Origin of the sequence: Dakarella massiliensis (assembly GCF_001182045.1) — a bacterium.
Lineage (GTDB): Bacteria > Pseudomonadota > Gammaproteobacteria > Burkholderiales > Burkholderiaceae_F > Mesosutterella > Mesosutterella massiliensis.
This window is the reverse complement of record NZ_CVTY01000004.1, coordinates 227,138-248,298: the sequence shown is the minus strand read 5'-3', so window position 1 is coordinate 248,298 and position 21,161 is coordinate 227,138. Positions and strand designations below refer to the sequence as shown.

Sequence of the window (21,161 nt, the reverse complement as noted above, 5' to 3'; positions counted from 1 at the left end):
TCGAAAGGGGGCGCACCCAAGACTGAGAGCGCCCCCTGAAATGCTTCGGCAGGAACGCCTGCTGAATGACTGATTAGGCCTGAGCGGCGTCGGCAGCAGCGGTTTCAGCGGCTTCGACTTCCACGAACTCTTCAGCCGGATCCTTGTCAGCACCTTCCTGGTGTTCAGCGGCGCCGGCGATGACGGCGTCAGCGATGCAGGAGGCGTAGATAGCGACAGCCTTGCCGGCGTCGTCGTTACCCGGGATCACATAGTCAACACCAGCGGGGCTGCTGTTCGTATCGACAACGCCGATAACCGGAATGCCCAGCTTGTTGGCTTCCTGAATGGCGATCTTGTGATAGCCAACGTCGATGATGAACAGGGCGTCCGGGAGGGAGGCCATGTCCTTAATGCCGCCGATGGAGCGGTTCAGGGCTTCGATTTCACGGTTGAAGTCGAGAGCTTCCTTCTTCGTCATCTTCTCAAGGCCGCCTTCAGCGACGGTGTCTTCCATTTCCTTGAGGTGCTTGAGCGTGTTCTTCACCGTCTTGAAGTTGGTGAGAGTGCCGCCGAGCCAACGGCGATCGACGTAGCTCATGCCAGCGCGCTGGGCTTCAGCAGCGATGATCTCGCGACCGCCGCGCTTCGTGTCGACGAACAGGATCTTGCCGCCCTTGGCAGCGAGGTCGTGCGCGAACTTCTCGGCTTCAGCGAGCTTCGCAACCGTCTTCTCGAGGTTGATGATGTGGATGTGGTTGCGGGAGCCGAAAATGTACTGAGCCATCTTCGGGTTCCAGAAACGGGTCTGATGGCCGAAGTGGCAACCAGCTTCAAGCATTTCACGCATGCTAACCATGTTGATTCTCCAAGGTTTGGTCTGACATCCGGGTCTCATGCCCGCTTGCATAAGCAGGCACCTCGGTAAACCCGGATGCGCTATTTAAGGCTCCCGCCCGGAGGACGGACAGCCAGAAAAAAGGTTAAGTTTTGTCTGCCCCGGTTGGAGCAGGCGTGCAATTATAGGATAAATTGAGATCCCGCTCAAGCGTTTTTTATGAAATTTCCTTGGGCGTTAGCCGCGCTTCCCTGCCCTGCCCCCGCCTCTGGTGTACCATGTTGGCTAACTCTGGTTTTCAATATGACCTGCGCCGCGGGAAGCGGCCGGGCGTCCTGCGCCCCTTTTCCTCTCTTCCCGCGTCCGGGGGCAATTTAAAAATGGCAAAAGAACAGATCCCTAGCATTCATATCTGCACACCGGAAGAAATCGAAGGACAGCGCACCGCCTGCCGCCTCGCTTCCGAGCTGCTTGACTACATCACACCTTACGTTGAGCCGGGTATCACTACCCTTGAGCTCGATAACCTCATTCACCGCTATACGGTTGACGTCCAGAAGTGCCGTCCGGCAGACCTTGGGTATCCGAACGCCGCCGGTGTCCCCTTCCCGGCTGCTTCTTGCATCTCGGTTAATAACGTCGTCTGCCACGGCATCCCGTCTGATAAGAAGCTGAAGAAGGGCGATATCGTGAATATCGATGTCACGAGCATCTGGAACGACTTCTACGGCGATACTTCCCGTATGTTCCTTGTCGGCAAGCCGACCATCGCGGGGGAGCGTCTCGCCCGGGTGACCTACGAATGCATGTGGCGCGGCATTGAGGCGGTTAAGCCCGGCAATACCTTCCGCGATATCGCTGTTGCCTGCGACAAAGTGGTGTCAGACGCCGGATACTCCACCGTGCGTGAGTACGGCGGCCACGGAATCGGCAAGGGCGTTTTCCACGGCGAACCCTGGGTGTCTCACTATCCGCTTTCTCCGAAGGACTTCCCGCCTGCCGGCATCGTGTTTGAGCCCGGCATGATGTTCACGATTGAGCCGATGGTGAACGCCGGCCGCCGCCATATTCTGGATCTCGGCGACGGATGGACGGTTGTTACGAAGGATCACTCGCTTTCCGCACAGTGGGAGCACACTCTCGTCGTGACGGAAACCGGTTACGAGGTGCTCACGCATTCGGATGGCTGCCCGAAGCCGCCGGAATGGGCGACCCAGAAGTGGTAAGGAACAGCTGATCCTAGCGCCCAAACCAAAAAGCCGCGGAATCATCCGCGGCTTTTTCTCACTCTGAGTTTTTCCTGCGATCAGGCCTTCTTCTCAGAGAAGGCCCACCAGTAAACGAGCGCCACCATAAAGCCGCCGACGAGGTTCCCGAGCGTCACAGCGGAAAGGTTATAGAAGACCCCCGGAATCGTAATCACCGAGGGATCGAATCCCGCGGGCGCCGGGAAGCCGCTCGAAGCGAGAAGGTAGCCCATCGGAAGGAAATACATATTGGCCACACAGTGCTCAAACCCAAGCGCCACGAAGGCAGAAACCGGAAGGAGCACAGCAAGGATCTTGTCCGCGACCGAGTGAGCCGCAAATCCCATCCAGACCGCGAGGCACACAAGCACGTTGCAGAGAATGCCTTTGAAGAAGAGTGTCCCCCAGCCAAGCGACACCTTGCCAGCCGCGATCTTCATCATCGTGGCTCCCATCTGCCCAAGCTTCGGAGTATCAGAGAGGTAGACGAGTGTCACCAGGATCACGGCGCCGACAAAATTGAATATCCAGACCCAGATCCAGTTCCTCAGCATGCCGCCCACGGGGATCTTCCTCGAAGCTAGTGCCCCGATCATCAGAGAGTTTCCCGTAAAAAGCTCCGCGCCGCAGATGATCACGAGAGCGAGGCCGAGCGAGAACATCAGGGCCCCCGCGAAACGCTGCACCGCGAAGGACAGTGAGCTGTCAGACATGAAGAGGGTGAAGTACAGTCCGCCAAGGCCAATAAAAAAGCCCGCGGCAAGCGCGAGCGGTATCAGTCTCGAAAGCGTCAGGGCATTCTTCGTGACCCCGATCGACTCCGCCTTCCGCTCAATCGCGGCAGGGGCAAGGGAATCAATCGAAATCACGGGCTGCGCTGCGGCGCCCTCTTTCTTTAAATCAGTCATTCCTCATTCTCTCCTTAATCTGGAAGTGCTGAAGAGTGATGATTTTAAAGGAAAATTACATTATTCAAAAGGCTACTGAAGTATCAGGCGGCCTCCCTACTCAGAGGCATTCCGCCTGTCACTTATGGTGATACCAAATATCCGTCATGTCCCCCGATGGACTACGGAAAATTAGCAAAGTGCCGTTCCGGAATACGTGCCGCGGACAGTAACTTTCCCGTCTCTCTTCAGGAAGGCACCGCGTGACATCACATCCGTCAGTTCACCGTTCGAGCGGAGGAAGCAGAGATCCGCGTCGCGCCCAACTTCCACCCGGCCTTTCGGTATCAGGAGGCTGTCAGCCACGTTGCTCGTAAGGAAAGGCAGCGCCCGGCGGATACCGATTTCGTGAGCGAGAATCTTCCAGGCACGGAAGTTATTCCGGATGTCAAGGGTCTGCAGTCCCTGCAGCGTCCCGTCTTCAGCGTAAACCGGCAGAGCGCCATGCCCGTCAGTGGAGAGCGTGATTCGGTCTTAGGGAACGCCCTCTGAAATCGCTTTCAGAACGGCATCCGCGGCTTTCTCTGGCTCATCCGTCGTGAAGTCGAGCATCCCGCCCGCTCGGCCGAACTCAATCGCAGCGTCCAGGTCTCTTGCGCAGTGCGTTGGTCTGAAATGTTCAATCGGAATTCCCCGCTTTACCGCGTCCATAAACATACCGAACGCGCCGCCCAGAGTTCCGAGATGGATGTGGAGGAACCCCCGTTTGCCAGCGAGGCGGCCTCCGAGCCTGATTTCGGAGACGAGCCGCATCATCTCTTCCATCGTCATGAAGGAAGCGCGTGTGTCGGCCATGGCAACCTTGACCCCAAGGCACTCGGGGATTGTGTAAAGATCCAGCTTCACGGAGCCGGTCAGTGTGGTCGGAGGATAAGCGTAGTTTGAGGTCCACATCCAGGTGGAGAGACCTTCCCGTCTCAGGCCGCGGATCTTCGCGAGCAGCGAAACCACCGGGCGGGAAATAACATCAGCTCCGAGGACACCAACCACTGTTGTATCTCCGCACTCGGCTGCTTCCTCGACAGAAAGCTCGGGCGCCCGGGTATGCTCTCCACCCTCACCGCCTCCGCCTGTCACGTGGACATGCTGATCGATAAACCCCGGGAGCGCCTTCGCTCCTGCCATATCAATCTTCTGAAGCTCAGGAATGCCCGGGTCGAGCGAGTCGCCGATTGCGGCGATCCGTCCCTCGACCACGAGAATATCCTTCACTCCCCGGAAGTCCGGGGCATAGAGTTCAGCCCGCTGAAAAAGAAAACTTGCCATTAGATCTCTCCTTTCTTTTTTCGATGCGGGGCTTCGGAGACGGCCTCCCGGTCTACTTCGAAGACTCGCGGTTGAATCCGTAGACCCGAACCGGCTGTTCTTCGACTCCGCCGATACCGCGAAGCCTGTCGAGAACCTTCTTCGCGTTTTCGACCACGGGATTCGTGCTCGAATCGCTTCCGATCTCCTTCTGCTTCGTCTCACGGGCAATCGTCATGAAGAGCTTCACGCGGTTCGCGATATTCGCCTCCGAGCTGCCTGCTTCAAAGTCGAGCGCCTTCAGGTTGGATTCCGGATAGCGGCCGCGGATTGCCTTCGCTACCCCCTTGCCCGTGATGTGGTTCGGGAGGCAGCCGAAAGGCTGCAGACAGAGCACATTCGGAACGCCGTGATTGATGAAGTCAATCATCTCTGCCGTGAGCAGCCAGCCTTCACCGGCCTGCTCCCCAAGCGACACAATACCGTTCACCGAGCTCTGCAGCTCCTTGAAGTCCGCGATCGGCATATAACGGGTGCCGGCGAGCGCTTCGCGCATCGAGCGGCGCAGAGACTCAATGCGGCCCATAAAGAACTTCCCAACCATCGACTTCAGGAAAGAACCACGGCGGAACTTCTGCTCCAGCACGCTGTCATCCAGACAGTAGAGGAAGAAGTCCGTCATATCTGTCAGGACCGGTTCGCCGCCTTCAGCCAGAATCATGTCCGTCAGGTGACGGTTAGCGTCCGGGTGGTACTTCAGCAGAATCTCACCCACGATGCCGACACGCGGTTTTTCGATGTCATCCTGCGGGATGGAACCAAACTCACGCACCATCGGGACCATATCAGACTCAAAGTCTTCGACACTGTTACGGAAGCTCACATCGCGGGCCCGCTCGATCCACTCGTCAAGCTTCTCCTTAGCGTCACCCTTGAAGAGCTCGTGAGCCTTGGTCGCGTAGTAGAGCCTCTGAAGCATATCGCCGTAAAGCGTCGCGATCATTGCGCGGCGAAGCGCAAGCGGCGAAATCGAGAAACCTGGCTGTTCATTCAGAGAGCCGCCGGAGAGCGACACTACCGGCACCTGGCTGAAGCCCGCTTCAGCAAGAGCGCGATGAAGCAGCGCGATGTAGTTAGTCGCACGGCACGGACCGCAGGTCTGTGCCAGCATGAGCGCCGTATGGTCAGGATCCTCAACGTTTTCCTTCAGCGCGTTCACCAGCTGCCCGATCGTGACGATAGCCGGATAGCAGGCGTCGTTATTCACGTACTTCAGACCAGTTTCAATCGCGCGGGGCGACGCAACCGGCAGAAGCTTCAGCTTGTAGCCGCTTGCGGAAAGCGCCTTTTCCAGAATCGCGAAGTGAATCGGCGACATCTGAGGCGCCAGAATCGTATGGGTTTCGCGCATCGAACGCACGAAAACCGCAGGCTTCGTCGGAGCCTTGGCAGATGTGTCTGCAGAATCGTCTGCCTTCGGCATACCGCGGCCCGCCTTGCGTTCTTCCACCGTTGCGAGGAGTGACGCAATACGGATCTTCGCGGGTCCGAGAGAATCACCTTCGTCAATCTTGAGAAGCGTGTAAAGCTTTCCGGACCGCTGCAGAATCTCGGCGACCTGGTCAGACGTAATGGCATCAATGCCGCAGCCGAAATTCGTAAGATGAATCAGTTCCACGCAGGGCTCAGAAGCCGCAAGCGCAGCGGCGCGGTAAAGCCTCGAGTGATAAGCCCACTGGTTTACAACACGGAGCTTCCCGGGTTCAGGCGCAAGCTGCATCACGGAATCTTCAGTCACGACCGACACGCCCAGTGACGCGATATAGTCAGGAAGTCCGTGGTTGATCAGCGGATCCACATGGTAAGGACGGCCCGCGATCAGGACCACCGTCTTGCCGGCAGCCTGTGCCTCTGAGAGAACTTTTTCACCCTCAGCCTCCAGCCTCTGCTTCCAATCCGCCAGCGCGTCACGGGCCGCATCATAGGCACGGTCAACTGCCGCGCCGTCAAGCTGCGGGAAATACTTCAGCATCACGCGCTTCACGACCTTCTTGTCGCTTACCAGCACGAAAGGCGTCAGAACCTGAGGTTCCACGCCAGCCGGAAGATCCGCGTTCAGGCGAACCACTTCCGGGTAGCCTGCGACCACAGGACAGGCGAAGGTGTTATCAGACTCCTTGAAAACCTTCTCTTCCTTCGGGATGCAGGGGAACCAGATCCGCTTCACACCATGCGTGGCGAGCCACGTCACATGACCGTGAGCCAGTTTCGCCGGGAAGCAGACAGACTGAGACGGCATCGAGGAAAGACCGGAATCAAAAATGGACTTCGTGGACTCCGGTGACAGTACAACGCGGAAGCCGAGCTTCGTGAAAAGCGTGAACCAGAACGGATAGTGCTCGTAAATATTGAGCGCGCGCGGAATGCCAATCACCCCCTGAGGCGCGTTCTCCTCAGCAAGGGGCTCCCCTTCAAACAGGTGCTGCAGCTTCCAGGCGCAGACGTTATTCGTCGGCTCTTCTTTCTTCTTGGCACCGCCCCGGGCACCGAAGTCGCAGCGATTGCCGGAAATAAACTTACGGCCATTGCTGAACCGGTTCATCGTCAGCATGCAGCGGTTGTTGCAGCCCTTGCAGCGGAAGCTGCGGGTTACCACTTCGAGCGCCTCAAGAGAAGCGACATCAAGCTTCGGTGCAGGCAGATTCCGCATCTGCACCTTTTCACGCGCGATCAGAGCACAGCCATAGGCCCCCATCAGACCGGCAATATCCGGGCGAAGCACAGGCTTCCCGAGATGCTTCTCCAGAACACGGAGCAGCGCGTCATTCAGGAATGAACCGCCCTGCACAACCACGTGGTCGCCAAGTTCTTCGGCAGAACGGAGACGAAGCACTTTGTAGAGCGCGTTCCGAATCACCGAGTAGCAGAGGCCGGCCGCGATATCGCCTACATCCGCGCCCTCCTTCTGCGCCTGCTTCACGCGGGAGTTCATAAACACTGTGCAGCGGGTACCAAGATCCGCAGGATTCTTCGCGAAAAGCGCCTTATGCACGAATTCCGGAAGTGTCAGATTGAGGCTCTTCGCGAATGTCTGAATGAAGGCACCGCAGCCGGAGGAGCAGGCCTCATTCAGTTTAACCTGCTCAATCACTCCGTTATGCGTCTTCAGGCACTTCATATCCTGACCGCCGATATCGATCACATAGGTGGTCTTCGGGTCAAGGAATGTTGCCGCGCGCAGATGCGCCACGGTTTCCACTTCGCTCAGCGGTGTACCGAGCACAGAGGCCGCCAGATCGGCACCATAGCCCGTGGTGCAGATACCCCGGATCTGAGCGCCTTCCGGCATCTCCTTCAGCAGCTCAATCACATGCGGAAGCAGTGTCGGCAGCACGGATCCCGTATTGCTGCCGTACCAGGACTTCACAATGCGGGACTCGCTGTCAAGCACGACCGCCTTCATGGTGGTGGAACCAAGGTCCACCCCCATCCAGAGATCCCCTTTCGCTTCGGCAATCGGAGCCCGGGGAGTCACCTTGCGGCTGTGATCCGCAAGGAACTTCTGATATTCCTCTTCACTCGTAAACAGAGGGGGAAGACTTGATGTGCGCTTTCCCGTCGGACGGCTGCGCTCAATACGCTCAATCCAGTCACTGAGCAGAATAGGACCAGCGCGGTTTTCGTTCTCAAGCCGCGGAGAAAGGGAGCAGAGCGCGGCGCCGTAGGCCACAATGAACTGGCCGTCAGGAATATCGGCAATCGTTTCATCCGTCAGTTTCAGCGTCGCTATAAAGCGTGCGCGAAGCTGATCAAGGAAGTGAAGCGGACCGCCAAGGAAAGCGACTTTTCCTCGGATCGGACGGCCGCAGGCCAGACCGCCGATCGTCTGATCGACGACCGCCTGAAGGATGGAAGCAGCCACATCTTCACGCCGGGAACCGGCATTCAGAAGAGGCACGACGTCTGTTTTTGCGAAAACGCCGCAGCGTGACGCGACAGGGTAGATCGTCTTTGCGTCTGCTGCCAGTTTATTGAGCCCTGAGGCGTCCGTATTCAGGAGTGACGCCATCTGATCAATGAACGCCCCTGTGCCGCCGGCACAGACTTCATTCATTCGAAGCTCCATCCCGTCAGAGAGGTAGAGGATCTTCGCGTCTTCACCGCCCAGTTCGATTGCCACATCAGTATCAGGGGCAACACGTTTGATAGCACGGCTTGACGCAATCACTTCCTGAATGAATCCGGCGCCTGCTGATACGGCAAGATCCAAAGCGGCGGATCCTGTCAGCATCAGTTCAAAGGCGGTATCGGGGTACTTGACCTGCAGCTCCCTCAGGAGCGTAAGCGCAGTTTCCTTTACGGCCGCACCATGGCGACGGTAATCGCTTTCAAGGATCTTTCCTTCGCTGTCAACAACTGCAAACTTGGCAGTCGTAGAACCTAGATCAAGACCAATCCCTAGAATCTTCACAACTTGACTCCAAAACCGTCCAATTCCCCGGTTACATTCCGGGGAAGGCTGCTGTTAAACGATGGACCGGCAAAAAACCTGAGTAAATTTTGACAAATCAGCAGTTGTATAAGTAGCAACCAGAATACAGGTTTACCCTTATCAAAAGCCGAACTGTATAGCGTCAGACTTCAGCCTGGTAAACGCTTCTGTAAATAGTGAGAACATCGGAGGCTTTAAGCGGCACGAAGTGTCCCAGAGTTTTTCCTCCGGTCACGCTCTGCGACAGTTCTTCAAGCGGGGCATCGCCGGCTCCAAGGGCCGTCAGGGAATCAGGCATTCCCATCTCCCGATAGAAGGACTTCAGCCGGGCAATGCCTTCGCGGATCGCCTCAGCATCATCCTCCTCCTTCACTTCCATCACATTGCGGGCCCACTGCGCCACGCGTTTAGGATTTCTGACACCGACGAAGGCGAGATACCCCGGGATGATGACCGCAAGACCTTCAGCGTGAATAATGGATGGCTTCCAGCCGGAAAGAGCGTGTTCCATCCCGTGGCAGGCCCAGTCCTCTTCCTGTCCAAGGCCATAGAAGCCGTTATGGGCAAATGTGCCGGCAAGACCGATCTGGCTCCAGGCACTGTAGTTCTTGGGCTCACGGCGAATCACGCGTCCGAAATGCATGATGGAACGCATCGCAGCTTCTGCCTGACCGTCAATAAAACCGGTATCCGCCGTGTTCGTGAAGTAGCGCTCCATGATGTGGCTCATCATGTCAACCACTCCGGAGGCTGCCTGTACGGTAGGCAGCGTAAAGAAGAGTTCCGGATCTATCAGAGACATAAACGACCGGATATGCTGGCTCGCGGTTCCAAGCTTCTTTTCACCGTTGCTCACCACGACACGCATGGAGAGTTCAGAACCGGCTGCCGGGATCGTAAGAATCACTGAGATCGGAGTCGCCGTCTGACAGACGGCGCGCCCAATGAAGAAATCCCAGACATCGCCGTCATAGGGGATCCCCATCGACGCGGCTTTCACCGTATCGATAACCGAACCGCCTCCCACCGCAAGCAGCACATCCGGCTGCCACTCACGTGCCTCAGTGATCAGTTCCCGGATAAAACCGATTTCAGGATTCGGATGCACGCCACCCTTTTCCCGAACGTTTAACCCCGCGTCGCGGAGTGACTTTGTCACTCGGTCATAAAGTCCCGTTCGTTTGATGGAGCCACCTCCGTACACGAGAAATACCTTTCCCCCGGGGAAACGGCGCGCCAGACGTGTACCTATTTCTGTCTCAACACCCCGGCCGAATACCAGTTCTGTTGGAGAACAAAAATCGAAATTCTGCATTTAAGCCCCTTCAATCTGAAACACATGTTGCGATCAGCTTACAACAAAATTTGTTACGCGCTAAGGATCCCGGATACCTAACCTGAGGGGCTGTATTTCTGCTTCAAAAGTAACCCCCAGAAAGTGGGATGAGGGTTATTTTCAGCTTGACTTTGACGGTCTGAAAGTCTATCTTTCAGGCCATGTCAAAAACGGCCTATCTGATACGCGGGGGACTGCACCGGTCTCTGCCGCGCACTTTTTTCGCCTGGTTCCGCCGCTGCGGGAACCAGCGATCGCCGTTTTTCAAGGAATCTTCCCTTTATGGGAAGATTTTTTTTGCGCCCATGACACGCACCGCAGCCTGCAAACGGTCATTCAGACCTCACAGCGGGCCATACCTGGAACCCCCTCCTCCAGGCGCAACAATTTCCCCATCATTCATTCTTAATCTGAGGCTAGCTCTATGTTGGAAAAACCCCTGACGGTTCGAGACCTGATTGAACCCGCCATTATGAAGGCTGGCGGCTGGGTGAACACCCATGCCCATGCAGACCGCGCCTTTACTCTGTCAGACAAGGTACTGGAAATCCGCCGCACTTATACGCTGCAGCAGAAGTGGGACGTTCTGGACCAGCTGAAGAAGAACTCTACCGTCGAGGATTATTACCGCAGGTTCTGCCAGTTCTTTGAACTGATGATCAGCCAGGGTGTTACCGCCGTCGGCTCCTTCGTGGACATCGACCCGCAGTCCGAAGACCGCGCGATCACGGCTGGTCTCAAGGCCCGAGAACACTATAAGGATCAGCTGACGATTAAATTCGGCAATCAGACGCTGAAAGGCGTGATTGATCCGGAAGCCCGCAAGTGGTTTGACCGCGGTGCGGAACTGGTGGACTTTATCGGCGCGCTTCCGAAACGCGACGAGCGCGACTACGGGCGCGGCGAAGAAGCCTTTGACATCATTCTTGAAACGGCCAAGAAGTACGGCAAGATGGTGCACGCCCACGTGGATCAGTTCAATTCGTCTGATGAATATGAGACGGAAATGCTCTGCGCCAAAACGATTGAGCACGGCATGCAGGGACGCGTCGTCGGTATTCACGGCATTTCGATTGCCGCCCACTCCCAGAAATACCGTACGCGCCTCTATGAACAGCTGAAGCGGGCGAAGGTGATGATGGTGACCTGTCCGACCGCCTGGATTGATACCCGCCGCAGCAACATGATCAGCCTTTTCCACAATTCCATGACCCCGGTGGATGAAATGATTCCTGCGGGCGTCACGGTCGCTCTCGGCACGGATAACGTCTGCGACGCCATGGTGCCCTGGTGCTCAGGCGATATGTGGCATGAGCTTCAGCTCCTTGCCACGGGCTGCCGCTTCGACGACTTCGATAATCTCGTGAAGATCGCCTCCGTGAATGGCCGTAAGGTTCTGGGCCTTGATCCTTACGATGCTGAAACTGATCCTGTTACTGATGCTAAGAAGGAGTGATCCCAATGACTGAACCTCTGAACAATACCCGCCATCTCACCGCTTCCTCCCCGCTTGCGATGGATATTACGGCGGAGAATCTGCTTCAGATCGGAGCGGTCAACTTCCTTCTGGATCAGCCGATCCGACTGAAGTCCGGCCTCGTAACCCCGATCTACGTGGATAACCGTCAGCTGATTTCCCATCCCGACGAGTGGCACGATGTCATCGAAACGATGGCCTCCTGCATCGAGGCGCTGAAACTCGACTTTGACTGCGTCGCGGGTGTTGAAGGCGCAGGTGTAAGCCATTCCGCGGCTCTGGCCTACCGCATGAATAAGCCGAATCTCTATGTGCGCCGCGCGCCAAAGACCTACGGTGACCGCTCCCGGTTTGAGGGCGGTTCTGTGGCCGGAAAGAAAGTGCTTCTGATTGAAGACCATATTTCGACCGGTCTATCCTGCCTCGACGCGATCGACGCACTCCGTGCCGAAGGCGCTACCGTGACGGACTGCCTCTCCATCACGAATTACGATATGCCCGAAACCGAACGGCTCTTCGCTAAAGCCGGCGTCGCTACCTACGCCATGCTTCCTTTCAGCTTCATCCTTGATAAGGCAGAAACCCTTGGCATGATTGATGCCGCTCAGCATGAAGACCTGAAGGACTGGCTTGCCACGCCGTGGACCTGGAGCATGCGCCGCGGACGTGCAGTAACAGGCGCAGAAAACTGACCCTCTTCAGGATCTCCGTTTTCTGATCAGACGCCGCGATTCAGTCGCGGCGTTTTTTCGTTCGCTGACTGTGTTTTTCCTTTATGATGTACGCCGTTGGCATCTTTTTCAGTCTACATAAAACTCCATGCAGCTCACTCGTTATACCGACTACAGCCTGAGGGTTCTGCTCTACCTTGCAGTGGATCAGAATCGGAATCCGCCGGTCACCGTCGACGAACTTTCCCAGCAGTTTCAGATCAGCCGAAACCATCTGGTCAAGATCGTGCACGAACTTGGCCAGCGCGGGCTTCTGCTGACCGTGCGGGGCCGCGGGGGCGGAGTCCGTCTCGCTAAAGACCCGAGTGAATACCGGATCGGTGACATCATCGAGCAGCTGGAAGGCGGCCGCGCGGTTATTGACTGCAAGAAGATCGGCTGCGTTCTGACTGGAAAGTGCGGCCTCTCCGGAGCACTGTGGCGCGCAATCCGTCATTTTTTTGATGAGCTGAATCAGTACACTCTTGCGGACGCCATGGATGCCGAAACGGTCGCCGCCGTGGAAGCCCTGCATCCGACACTCGAAGTTCTGATGCACAGCCGTGAAATCTGCCGTCATCACCCTGATGCCGAAGCTGCTGACAAAGCATCCGGCAAAAAAAAGACCGGCAGGAAATCCTCTTCCGCCGGCCGTATCAAAATTTACGAGGTTCCGTAAATCTCTCTAAGACTGCTTCACTTCCTCTGTCTTCCGTTCCTGTGACCGGGTCACGGAAGACTTTGGAATGCCCTGGGCCGGTGTGGCCGTATTCTCAATAAATTCCTTACGTTTCGTCCACAGATAGGCGAACGCAATAATCTGCACGACACCGGCTGCAATCATCGTCGCACGAAGCGAGAGCAGTGACGCAATTGCACCGCCCGCCAAAGGTCCGATGATGGATCCCGCCTGCTGGAAACTGAAAGAAATACCGAACGCGCGGCCACGCTCTGTGGACGGTGTGTAGCGCGTCAGGAGCGCGTTGATTGACGGGAATACGCTTGCAAAAGCCAGACCGCCGATAAACCGGAGAACGATGAACGGGTCGAGGGTGCTTGGGATCGCGGAAATAACAGCAAAGAGACCGGCAAACAGCATGGAAGCCAGAAGGACGGGCTTAAAGCTGAAAGTCTGCCCTACCCAGCCCCAAAGCGGAGACGCGATAACACCAGCAATACCAAGCAGAGCGAAGACATATCCGGAAAGCGCGACGATATTATCTTCAGACCCCTGCAGGAAGGCCACATAGAAAGTAAAGATCGGCATAGCGAGCGTGATCGACACCTGAGTCAGACAGGCTGAAATCAGCAGGCCGCGGATGACAGGCATTTTAAAGAGCGACGGCTTCTTCTCTTTCTTTTCCTCAGTTTTGACCGCTTTCGGGGCAGCCTTTCTCGGCGGATCCTTTACGAAAAGAATGATGACCATTGTGATCGTGAAAAGCGCCGCGCCGCCGAAGAAGAACGACGTACGCATGCCGAAATACTGAGCCAGAACACCGCCGATCAGAGGTCCGATCACACCGCCTGCCGTCACGGCCCCCTGCATGATACCCATTGAAATCCCAAGCTTCTGCTGCGGGCAGTTCGAAGACATAATCGCCAGCAGCGCAGGCCAGAGGCCTGCCGCAATGCCCTGAAGAACGCGGACAAAAAAGAGCTGTGTCGGCGTCTGGACAAGACCGCCAAGCGTATAAGCCAGTGACAGCAGCACGGCAGACCGGATAGCCATCAGCTTCCGGCTTCCCTTGTCAGACATTGCGCCCCAGATCGGAGCCATAAAGGTACTGACCAGGAAAGTCACAGAGAACACCGCCCCGGACCAGAGATTGACGTGTTCAGTAACTCCGAGCTCTTTCGTCAGATACACCGGCAGAAACGGAATCAGCATGGTGTAGCTTGACGACATCAGCGTGGCCGCCAGTGTCAGGATGGTCAGCAGCACCTTCCAATTCATCATCTTTGGAGGTGTCTTTTCAATTAATTGATTATTCATATTCAGATCCTGCACATAATTTCTTTCTGCCATATTTCCGCTCTCATAAGCTGAACGGAATAAATCGAACAGATGAAACTATCGAGGCGCTTAGTTTAACCAATTGTGAGGATACACTTGACGCATCACGGAAAAACAATTCTGGCAAAATTTTTGAATTCCGTGACAATAGAAACAACCCGGGCTGTTTCTATAGGATCCCGCAACATGATGAGAAAGGTTTAGCAGTGAATCAGATTCAACAAAGTACTTTGGAACACCTGAAAGATGCCGTAAACCATCACACTGTGACGCTTATCAGCCATTTTCCCGGTGAACCGTCCGCAAAACTGATCTCAGAATGCTTTCCGGACTTCACGGTGGTCAGCGGTGAGTCCATCAAGGTCTGGAATCTGGCAGAAAACCTCCCACGCGAGTTTTTTTCTGTTTACAAGACACCTCTGATTTTTGACGCATGCGAACGTGTTCCTGGGTTTCTAAGATACCTGGCAGAAGAGCTGCCAAACCTGACCGGGCCCCTTGTTCTGATCGGTAATCCGGATCCGATTCCAAAAGACCTGCTGAAATCACCTCTATTCAGCAGAATCTGTCTGCTTCCGCCCGCCTGGCCTGAAACAGAAGCCTTTCCTCCGATGGGAGAGGATGTGTCCGAGACAGGCACCGTTTACGAAATGCCGGCCGGAGCGGCAGAAGAAAGAACCGCAGCCGGACTCGCCAGAAGCCGAGGATCAGACAGTATTGGCTCTTACAGCTTCTGGTCTGACTGGATGAACGAATTTATTCGGGATACTGCGATAAGTACCCTAAAGGTACGCGATCAGGCGGCCTTTTTCCGGTTTCTGAAAACACTTGCTGCCTCTGCTGGACAGGGACTGAACGCACGGGCTATTGCAAAGCAGTCGGGCGTAACCGCGATGACTGCAGGGAACTGGATTCAGAAGCTGGAGTCGCAGCAGATCATTCAGCTGATTCAACCCGTCCCCCAGCCTGAAAATCATCGCCATATCAGGCGTCCGAAACTTCTTTTTACCGATACCGGTTTCGCTGCATATCTTCTCGACATCTCTTCTTATGACATCAGCTCAAGCACATACCGCGATGCCCTTGTCGAAAATGCTTTTTCTGTGGAGCTGATAAAACGCTTCAGACCGTTCGAGGAAGCGGAATTCTTTTACTATCAGGACACCAATCACATCGCGGTCGATCTGATCTGCGAGCTTTCCGGAACATTCACGCCGATCGCGGTATCAACAAATGAAGATTCTCTTCTGAAGAAGATACGGGACTTCAGAATACTTCGGGCTTTGGGCCTGAAAACCGGACTTCCGGCTCTGGTCACACTGAAATCCCTGGCGGAGAAAGAGGAAGTGAAAGCGATCAATCCGGATCTGATACTTCTTACCTGATCAGATTTTTGATAATCCCAAAGAAAGAAAGGAGGAGCGTGAGCTCCTCCTTTCTTTTTCCAGGTTTTCCAGGCGAGCATAAAACAAAACCCTCGAAAGAAAAACTTTCGAGGGTTTTGAAGGGGGGAGCCTGACAGTGACCTACTTTCACCGGAAATACAACCGACTATCATTGGCGCGAGAGCGTTTCACCGTCCTGTTCGGAATGGGAAGGGGTGGGGCCACTCTGCTATGGCCGTCAGGCAAAGGCTTTGCTTTCAAAGTTTTTTAGGACTTCTGAAGCGAATTCTTTGGGAAGGAATGAAATCACATGGCTTGCTTTTCCACATTCACACACTTCTTTCTTTTTGCAAGCTTCCTTTCAAAACCTTTGCTGTCATTTAACTAAGCAGCACGGTTATAGGATCAAGCCGCACGGGCAATTAGTACCAGTTAGCTTCACGCCTCACAGCGCTTCCACACCTGGCCTATCAACGTCCTGGTCTCGGACGACCCTTCAGGGAGGTCAAGCCTCCGGGAAGACTAATCTTCAGGCAAGTTTCCCGCTTAGATGCTTTCAGCGGTTATCTCTTCCGCACATAGCTACTCGGCAATGCGACTGGCGTCACAACCGATACACCAGAGGTGCGTCCACTCCGGTCCTCTCGTACTAGGAGCAGCCCCTGTCAATCTTCCAGCGCCCGCGGTAGATAGGGACCAAACTGTCTCACGACGTTTTAAACCCAGCTCACGTACCTCTTTAAATGGCGAACAGCCATACCCTTGGGACCGGCTACAGCCCCAGGATGAGATGAGCCGACATCGAGGTGCCAAACACCGCCGTCGATATGAACTCTTGGGCGGTATCAGCCTGTTATCCCCAGAGTACCTTTTATCCGTTGAGCGATGGCCCTTCCATGCAGAAGCCACCGGATCACTATGACCTGCTTTCGCATCTGCTCGACTTGTCTGTCTCGCAGTCAGGCACGCTTTTCCCATTGCAGTATCCTCACGATTTCCGACCGTGATTAGCGTACCTTCGCACTCCTCCGTTACCCTTTAGGAGGAGACCGCCCCAGTCAAACTGCCCACCATGCACGGTCCCCAGCCAGGATTACTGGCCCAGGTTAGAACCTCAAACAAATCAGGGCGGTATTTCAACGACGGCTCCGAATGAACTGGCGTCCATTCTTCAAAGCCTCCCGCCTATCCTACACAGATCGGTTCAAAGTCCAATGCAAAGCTACAGTTAAGGTTCATGGGGTCTTTCCGTCTAGCCGCGGGGAGATTGCATCATCACAAACATTTCAATTTCACTGAGTCTCGGGAGGAGACAGTGTGGCCATTATTATGCCATTCGTGCAGGTCGGAACTTGCCCGACAAGGAATTTCGCTACCTTAGGACCGTTATAGTTACGGCCGCCGTTTACTGGGACTTCGATCAGGAGCTTGCACCCCATCAATTAATCTTCCAGCACCGGGCAGGCATCACGCCCTATACGTCGACTTTCATCTTTGCAGAGCGCTGTGTTTTTAGTAAACAGTTACAGCCACCGATTCTCTGAGACCTCTTCGCCCTTTGGGTTTCTCTCCCATCAAGCTACAAAGGCACACCTTCTTCCGAAGTTACGGTGTCAATTTGCCGAGTTCCTTCTCCCGAGTTCTCTCAAGCGCCTGAGCATATTCAGCTCACCCACCTGTGTCGGTTTACGGTACGGTCGCCGTTGAACTGAAGCTTAGAGGTTTTTCCTGGAAGCGCTTCCAGTGGCTTCGTCTTCAAAAGAAGACCCGATCCTTCGTCCTGGGTATACGCCTGCGGATTTGCCTGCAGGCACCCATCGCTCGGAAGCCGGGACATCCAACACCCGGTCCACTCTGGCTGCTCCGTCACCCCATCGCATTCAACGCCGGTTCAGGAATATTAACCTGATTTCCATCAGCTACGCTTCTCAGCCTGGCCTTAGGAACCGACTCACCCTGCTCCGATTAACGTAGAGCAGGAAACCTTGGGTTTGCGGCGAGCGGGCTTTTCACCCGCTTTATCGTTACTCATGTCAGCATTCGCACTTCTGATACCTCCAGCAGACCTTACGATCCACCTTCGCAGGCTTACAGAACGCTCCCCTACCACTCACACTAAAAGTATGAATCCGCAGCTTCGGTTATCAACTTAGCCCCGTTACATCTTCCGCGCGGAAGGACTCGATCAGTGAGCTATTACGCTTTCTTTGAAGGATGGCTGCTTCTAAGCCAACTTCCTGACTGTTTTAGCCTTTCCACTTCGTTTTCCACTTAGCTGATATTAGGGACCTTAGCTGGCGGTCTGGGTTGATTCCCTTTTGAGTCCGGACGTTAGCACCCGGTGCTCTGTCTCCTGTACGAAGCTTTCTGGTATTCGGAGTTTGCCATAGTTTGGTAAGACGCCATGTCCCCCTAGCTATAACAGTGCTCTACCCCCAGAAGCTCATATACAAGGCACTACCTCAATAGTTTTCGGGGAGAACCAGCTATCTCCAGATTTGTTAAGCCTTTCACCCCTAACCACAGCTCATCCTCTGGTTTTGCAACACCAGTAGGTTCGGCCCTCCAGTGTGTGTTACCACACCTTCAGCCTGGCCATGGTTAGCTCATCTGGTTTCGGGTCTATGCCATGCGACTGAATCGCCCTGTTCGGACTCGCTTTCGCTGCGCCTCCCCTAGTCGGTTAGGCTTGCCACATAACATAAGTCGCTGACCCATTATGCAAAAGGTACGCAGTCACCCCGAAGGGCTCCTACTGTTTGTATGCATGCGGTTTCAGAATCTATTTCACTCCCCTCCCGGGGTTCTTTTAACCTTTCCTTCACAGTACTAGTACGCTATCGGTCGATCACGAGTATTTAGCCTTGGAGGATGGTCCCCCCATGTTCAGCCAGGGTTTCACGTGCCCCGACCTACTTTTCGAATCCTCAGTACCTTGAGATAAACGTCCCGTACGGGGCTATCACCCACTATGGCGAGCCTTTCCAGACTCTTCCAGTGTTTTTCTCAATATCGAATTCAGGCTGTTCCGGTTTCGCTCGCCGCTACTTCCGGAATCTCGGTTGATTTCTTTTCCTGCAGCTACTGAGATGTTTCAGTTCGCCGCGTTCGCCTCCATACGCTATGTATTCACGCATGGATCAAGCTAAAGCTTGGAGTTCCCTCATTCGGAGACCCCCGGATCAAAGCTCGTTGTCAGCTCCCCGGGGCTTTTCGCAGACTGCCGCGTCCTTCATCGCCTGTGATCGCCAAGGCATCCACCACATGCACTTAGTCGCTTGATCCTATAACCCTGCCGCCTTTTACCCGGCACGATTTCAATCGACTTGTAACGTGTCGCTGTTCTCTAAATGTTGCTTCGGTTTCTTGGAGAAACTTGCAAATTTGTGAATGCAATCACAACCCATGTTCATAACTGCCCTGAAATACCCTCATCAAGTATTTCAGGCACTTAGAACTTTCATTCCTTCCTAATTGTTAAAGAACAACCGAACATAGTCTCCATTTCTCAGAAGACAACGAACGATAAGTATGAGCACCTGTCTTGAGAACTTCGTTCTCTTAAAAGGAGGTGATCCAGCCGCACCTTCCGGTACTGCTACCTTGTTACGACTTCACCCCAGTCATGGAACCCACCGTGGTCGCCGTCCTCCTTGCGGTTGGACAAACGCCTTCTGGCAAACCCCACTCCCATGGTGTGACGGGCGGTGTGTACAAGACCCGGGAACGTATTCACCGCGGCATGCTGATCCGCGATTACTAGCGATTCCGACTTCATGCAGTCGAGTTGCAGACTGCAATCCGGACTACGATCGGTTTTCTGGGATTGGCTCCGCCTCCCGGCTTCGCTGCCCTCTGTTCCGACCATTGTATGACGTGTGAGGCCCTAGCCGTAAGGGCCATGAGGACTTGACGTCATCCCCATCTTCCTCCGGTTTGTCACCGGCGGTCTCATCAGAGTGCTCTTGCGTAGCAACTGATGACAAGGGTTGCGCTCGTTGCGGGACTTAACCCAACATCTCACGACACGAGCTGACGACAGCCATGCAGCACCTGTGTTCAGGCTCCCTTGCGGGCACTCCAGACTTTCATCCGGATTCCTGACATGTCAAGGCTAGGTAAGGTTTTTCGCGTTGCGTCGAATTAATCCACATCATCCACCGCTTGTGCGGGTCCCCGTCAATTCCTTTGAGTTTTAATCTTGCGACCGTACTTCCCAGGCGGTCAGCTTCACGCGTTGGCTTGGTTACCCAGAAATTGCTTTCCGAACAATCAGCTGACATCGTTTAGGGCGTGGACTACCAGGGTATCTAATCCTGTTTGCTCCCCACGCTTTCGTGCATGAGCGTCAGTCATGTCCCAGAGGGCTGCCTTCGCCATTGGTGTTCTTCCGCATATCTACGCATTTCACTGCTACACGCGGAATTCCACCCTCCTCTGACAAACTCTAGCCGTGCAGTCACAAATGCAGTTCCCAGGTTAAGCCCGGGGATTTCACATCTGTCTTGCACAGCCGCCTGCGCACCCTTTACGCCCAGTAATTCCGATTAACGCTTGCACCCTACGTATTACCGCGGCTGCTGGCACGTAGTTAGCCGGTGCTTATTCTTCAGATACCGTCAGCGGAACGTATTATTCGTACGTCCCTTTTCGTCTCTGACAAAAGCGGTTTACAACCCGAAGGCCTTCATCCCGCACGCGGCATGGCTGGATCAGGGTTTCCCCCATTGTCCAAAATTCCCCACTGCTGCCTCCCGTAGGAGTCTGGGCCGTGTCTCAGTCCCAATGTGGCTGATCATCCTCTCAGACCAGCTACTGATCGTCGCCTTGGTAAGCTTTTATCTCACCAACTAGCTAATCAGACATCGGCCGCTCCTGTCGCGCGAGGTCTTGCGATCCCCCGCTTTCACCCTCAGGTCTCATGCGGTATTAGCTGATCTTTCGATCAGTTATCCCCCACAACAGGACACGTTCCGATGCATTACTCACCCGTTCGCCACTCGCCGGCAGGAGCAAGCTCCCCCGCTGCCGTTCGACTTGCATGTGTAAGGCATGCCGCCAGCGTTCAATCTGAGCCAGGATCAAACTCTTGAGTTCAATCACTGCTATTACTTCATTTGCTTCAGTTTCCTGAAGCGTCGCGCTCAAAATTATCGACTGGTATTTCTCAGAAGCTTTCGCTTCTGCATCATTCCATTCGTCTTTTCAAGCACCTGATTTTTTATGAGCTGAAGCTCTTCAAAACCAGATGCTCACGCTTATCGGTTCGTTATTCAGTTTTTAAAGATCGTCACTGCATCGCAGCGACAGGATTAGTATCTTACCCTCTCAATTTTAAAAATGCAAATATTTTTTCATTCGATCTTTCATTTTCCTCAATGGATTTCATAAAAATAATTGATTAAAAAGATCATTTTTTATTAATTTTTTCTGTTTTATGGATTTCGGACAGCTTCCATACAGACAGGGCGGAGAAACTTCCGTTTCT

At 54.6% G+C, this 21,161-nt stretch carries 12 protein-coding genes and 3 rRNA genes; 5 read left to right on the top strand and 10 right to left on the bottom strand.

The window, feature by feature from the left end:
• Positions 1 to 73 precede the first annotated feature (73 nt).
• A complete protein-coding gene (rpsB, locus tag BN1936_RS01260) occupies positions 74 to 838 on the bottom strand; it encodes a 30S ribosomal protein S2 (RefSeq protein WP_022443008.1) in 765 nt (254 codons plus the stop codon).
• A gap of 359 nt (positions 839 to 1,197) precedes the next feature.
• Between rpsB and map the strand changes: the two genes are divergently transcribed.
• Positions 1,198 to 2,043: a type I methionyl aminopeptidase gene (gene map / locus BN1936_RS01255; RefSeq protein WP_022443007.1), complete on the top strand. Its 846-nt coding sequence runs from the start codon at positions 1,198 to 1,200 to the stop codon at positions 2,041 to 2,043.
• Positions 2,044 to 2,123: 80 nt separating this feature from the next.
• Here the strand turns inward: map and BN1936_RS01250 are convergent, their stop codons facing one another.
• From BN1936_RS01250 to BN1936_RS01235, 5 genes are all read right to left on the bottom strand, one after another.
• Complete coding sequence (locus BN1936_RS01250; protein WP_049686442.1) at positions 2,124 to 2,972, bottom strand: formate/nitrite transporter family protein; 849 nt, start codon at positions 2,970 to 2,972, stop codon at positions 2,124 to 2,126.
• 171 nt (positions 2,973 to 3,143) lie between these two features.
• Positions 3,144 to 3,317: a hypothetical protein gene (locus BN1936_RS11440; protein ID WP_157274769.1), complete on the bottom strand. Its 174-nt coding sequence runs from the start codon at positions 3,315 to 3,317 to the stop codon at positions 3,144 to 3,146.
• 168 nt (positions 3,318 to 3,485) lie between these two features.
• Positions 3,486 to 4,277 (bottom strand): amidohydrolase family protein, encoded by a 792-nt coding sequence (locus BN1936_RS01245; RefSeq protein ID WP_049686441.1) that lies wholly within the window; start codon positions 4,275 to 4,277, stop codon positions 3,486 to 3,488.
• Between the two features lie 52 nt (positions 4,278 to 4,329).
• Complete coding sequence (locus BN1936_RS01240; RefSeq protein ID WP_198290739.1) at positions 4,330 to 8,727, bottom strand: acyl-CoA dehydratase activase-related protein; 4,398 nt, start codon at positions 8,725 to 8,727, stop codon at positions 4,330 to 4,332.
• 163 nt (positions 8,728 to 8,890) lie between these two features.
• Positions 8,891 to 10,063, bottom strand: a complete 1,173-nt coding sequence (locus BN1936_RS01235; protein WP_022443003.1) for an iron-containing alcohol dehydrogenase — start codon at positions 10,061 to 10,063, stop codon at positions 8,891 to 8,893.
• Positions 10,064 to 10,508: 445 nt separating this feature from the next.
• On the opposite strand from BN1936_RS01235, the gene BN1936_RS01230 reads away from it, so the two are divergent.
• The 3 genes from BN1936_RS01230 (at position 10,509) to BN1936_RS01220 (ending at position 12,950) form a co-directional block, all read left to right on the top strand.
• Positions 10,509 to 11,540, top strand: a complete 1,032-nt coding sequence (locus BN1936_RS01230; protein ID WP_022443002.1) for an amidohydrolase family protein — start codon at positions 10,509 to 10,511, stop codon at positions 11,538 to 11,540.
• A gap of 5 nt (positions 11,541 to 11,545) precedes the next feature.
• Positions 11,546 to 12,253, top strand: coding sequence for an orotate phosphoribosyltransferase (locus BN1936_RS01225; RefSeq protein ID WP_022443001.1), 708 nt, complete (start codon positions 11,546 to 11,548; stop codon positions 12,251 to 12,253).
• Between the two features lie 127 nt (positions 12,254 to 12,380).
• Entirely contained in the window at positions 12,381 to 12,950 is a 570-nt protein-coding gene (locus BN1936_RS01220; protein ID WP_022443000.1) for an RrF2 family transcriptional regulator, read from the top strand.
• A gap of 6 nt (positions 12,951 to 12,956) precedes the next feature.
• Here the strand turns inward: BN1936_RS01220 and BN1936_RS01215 are convergent, their stop codons facing one another.
• Entirely contained in the window at positions 12,957 to 14,300 is a 1,344-nt protein-coding gene (locus BN1936_RS01215) for an MFS transporter (protein ID WP_232422046.1), read from the bottom strand.
• 194 nt (positions 14,301 to 14,494) lie between these two features.
• On the opposite strand from BN1936_RS01215, the gene BN1936_RS01210 reads away from it, so the two are divergent.
• A complete protein-coding gene (locus BN1936_RS01210; protein WP_022442998.1) occupies positions 14,495 to 15,673 on the top strand; it encodes a DUF4143 domain-containing protein in 1,179 nt (392 codons plus the stop codon).
• 128 nt (positions 15,674 to 15,801) lie between these two features.
• Here BN1936_RS01210 and rrf read toward each other — a convergent pair.
• The 3 genes from rrf to BN1936_RS01195 form a co-directional block, all read right to left on the bottom strand.
• Positions 15,802 to 15,916, bottom strand: a 5S ribosomal RNA gene (rrf, locus tag BN1936_RS01205).
• A gap of 158 nt (positions 15,917 to 16,074) precedes the next feature.
• Positions 16,075 to 18,957 (bottom strand): 23S ribosomal RNA (locus BN1936_RS01200).
• Between the two features lie 280 nt (positions 18,958 to 19,237).
• Positions 19,238 to 20,770, bottom strand: a 16S ribosomal RNA gene (locus tag BN1936_RS01195).
• Together the 16S, 23S and 5S rRNA genes form the textbook arrangement of a ribosomal RNA operon.
• Positions 20,771 to 21,161: the final 391 nt, after the last annotated feature.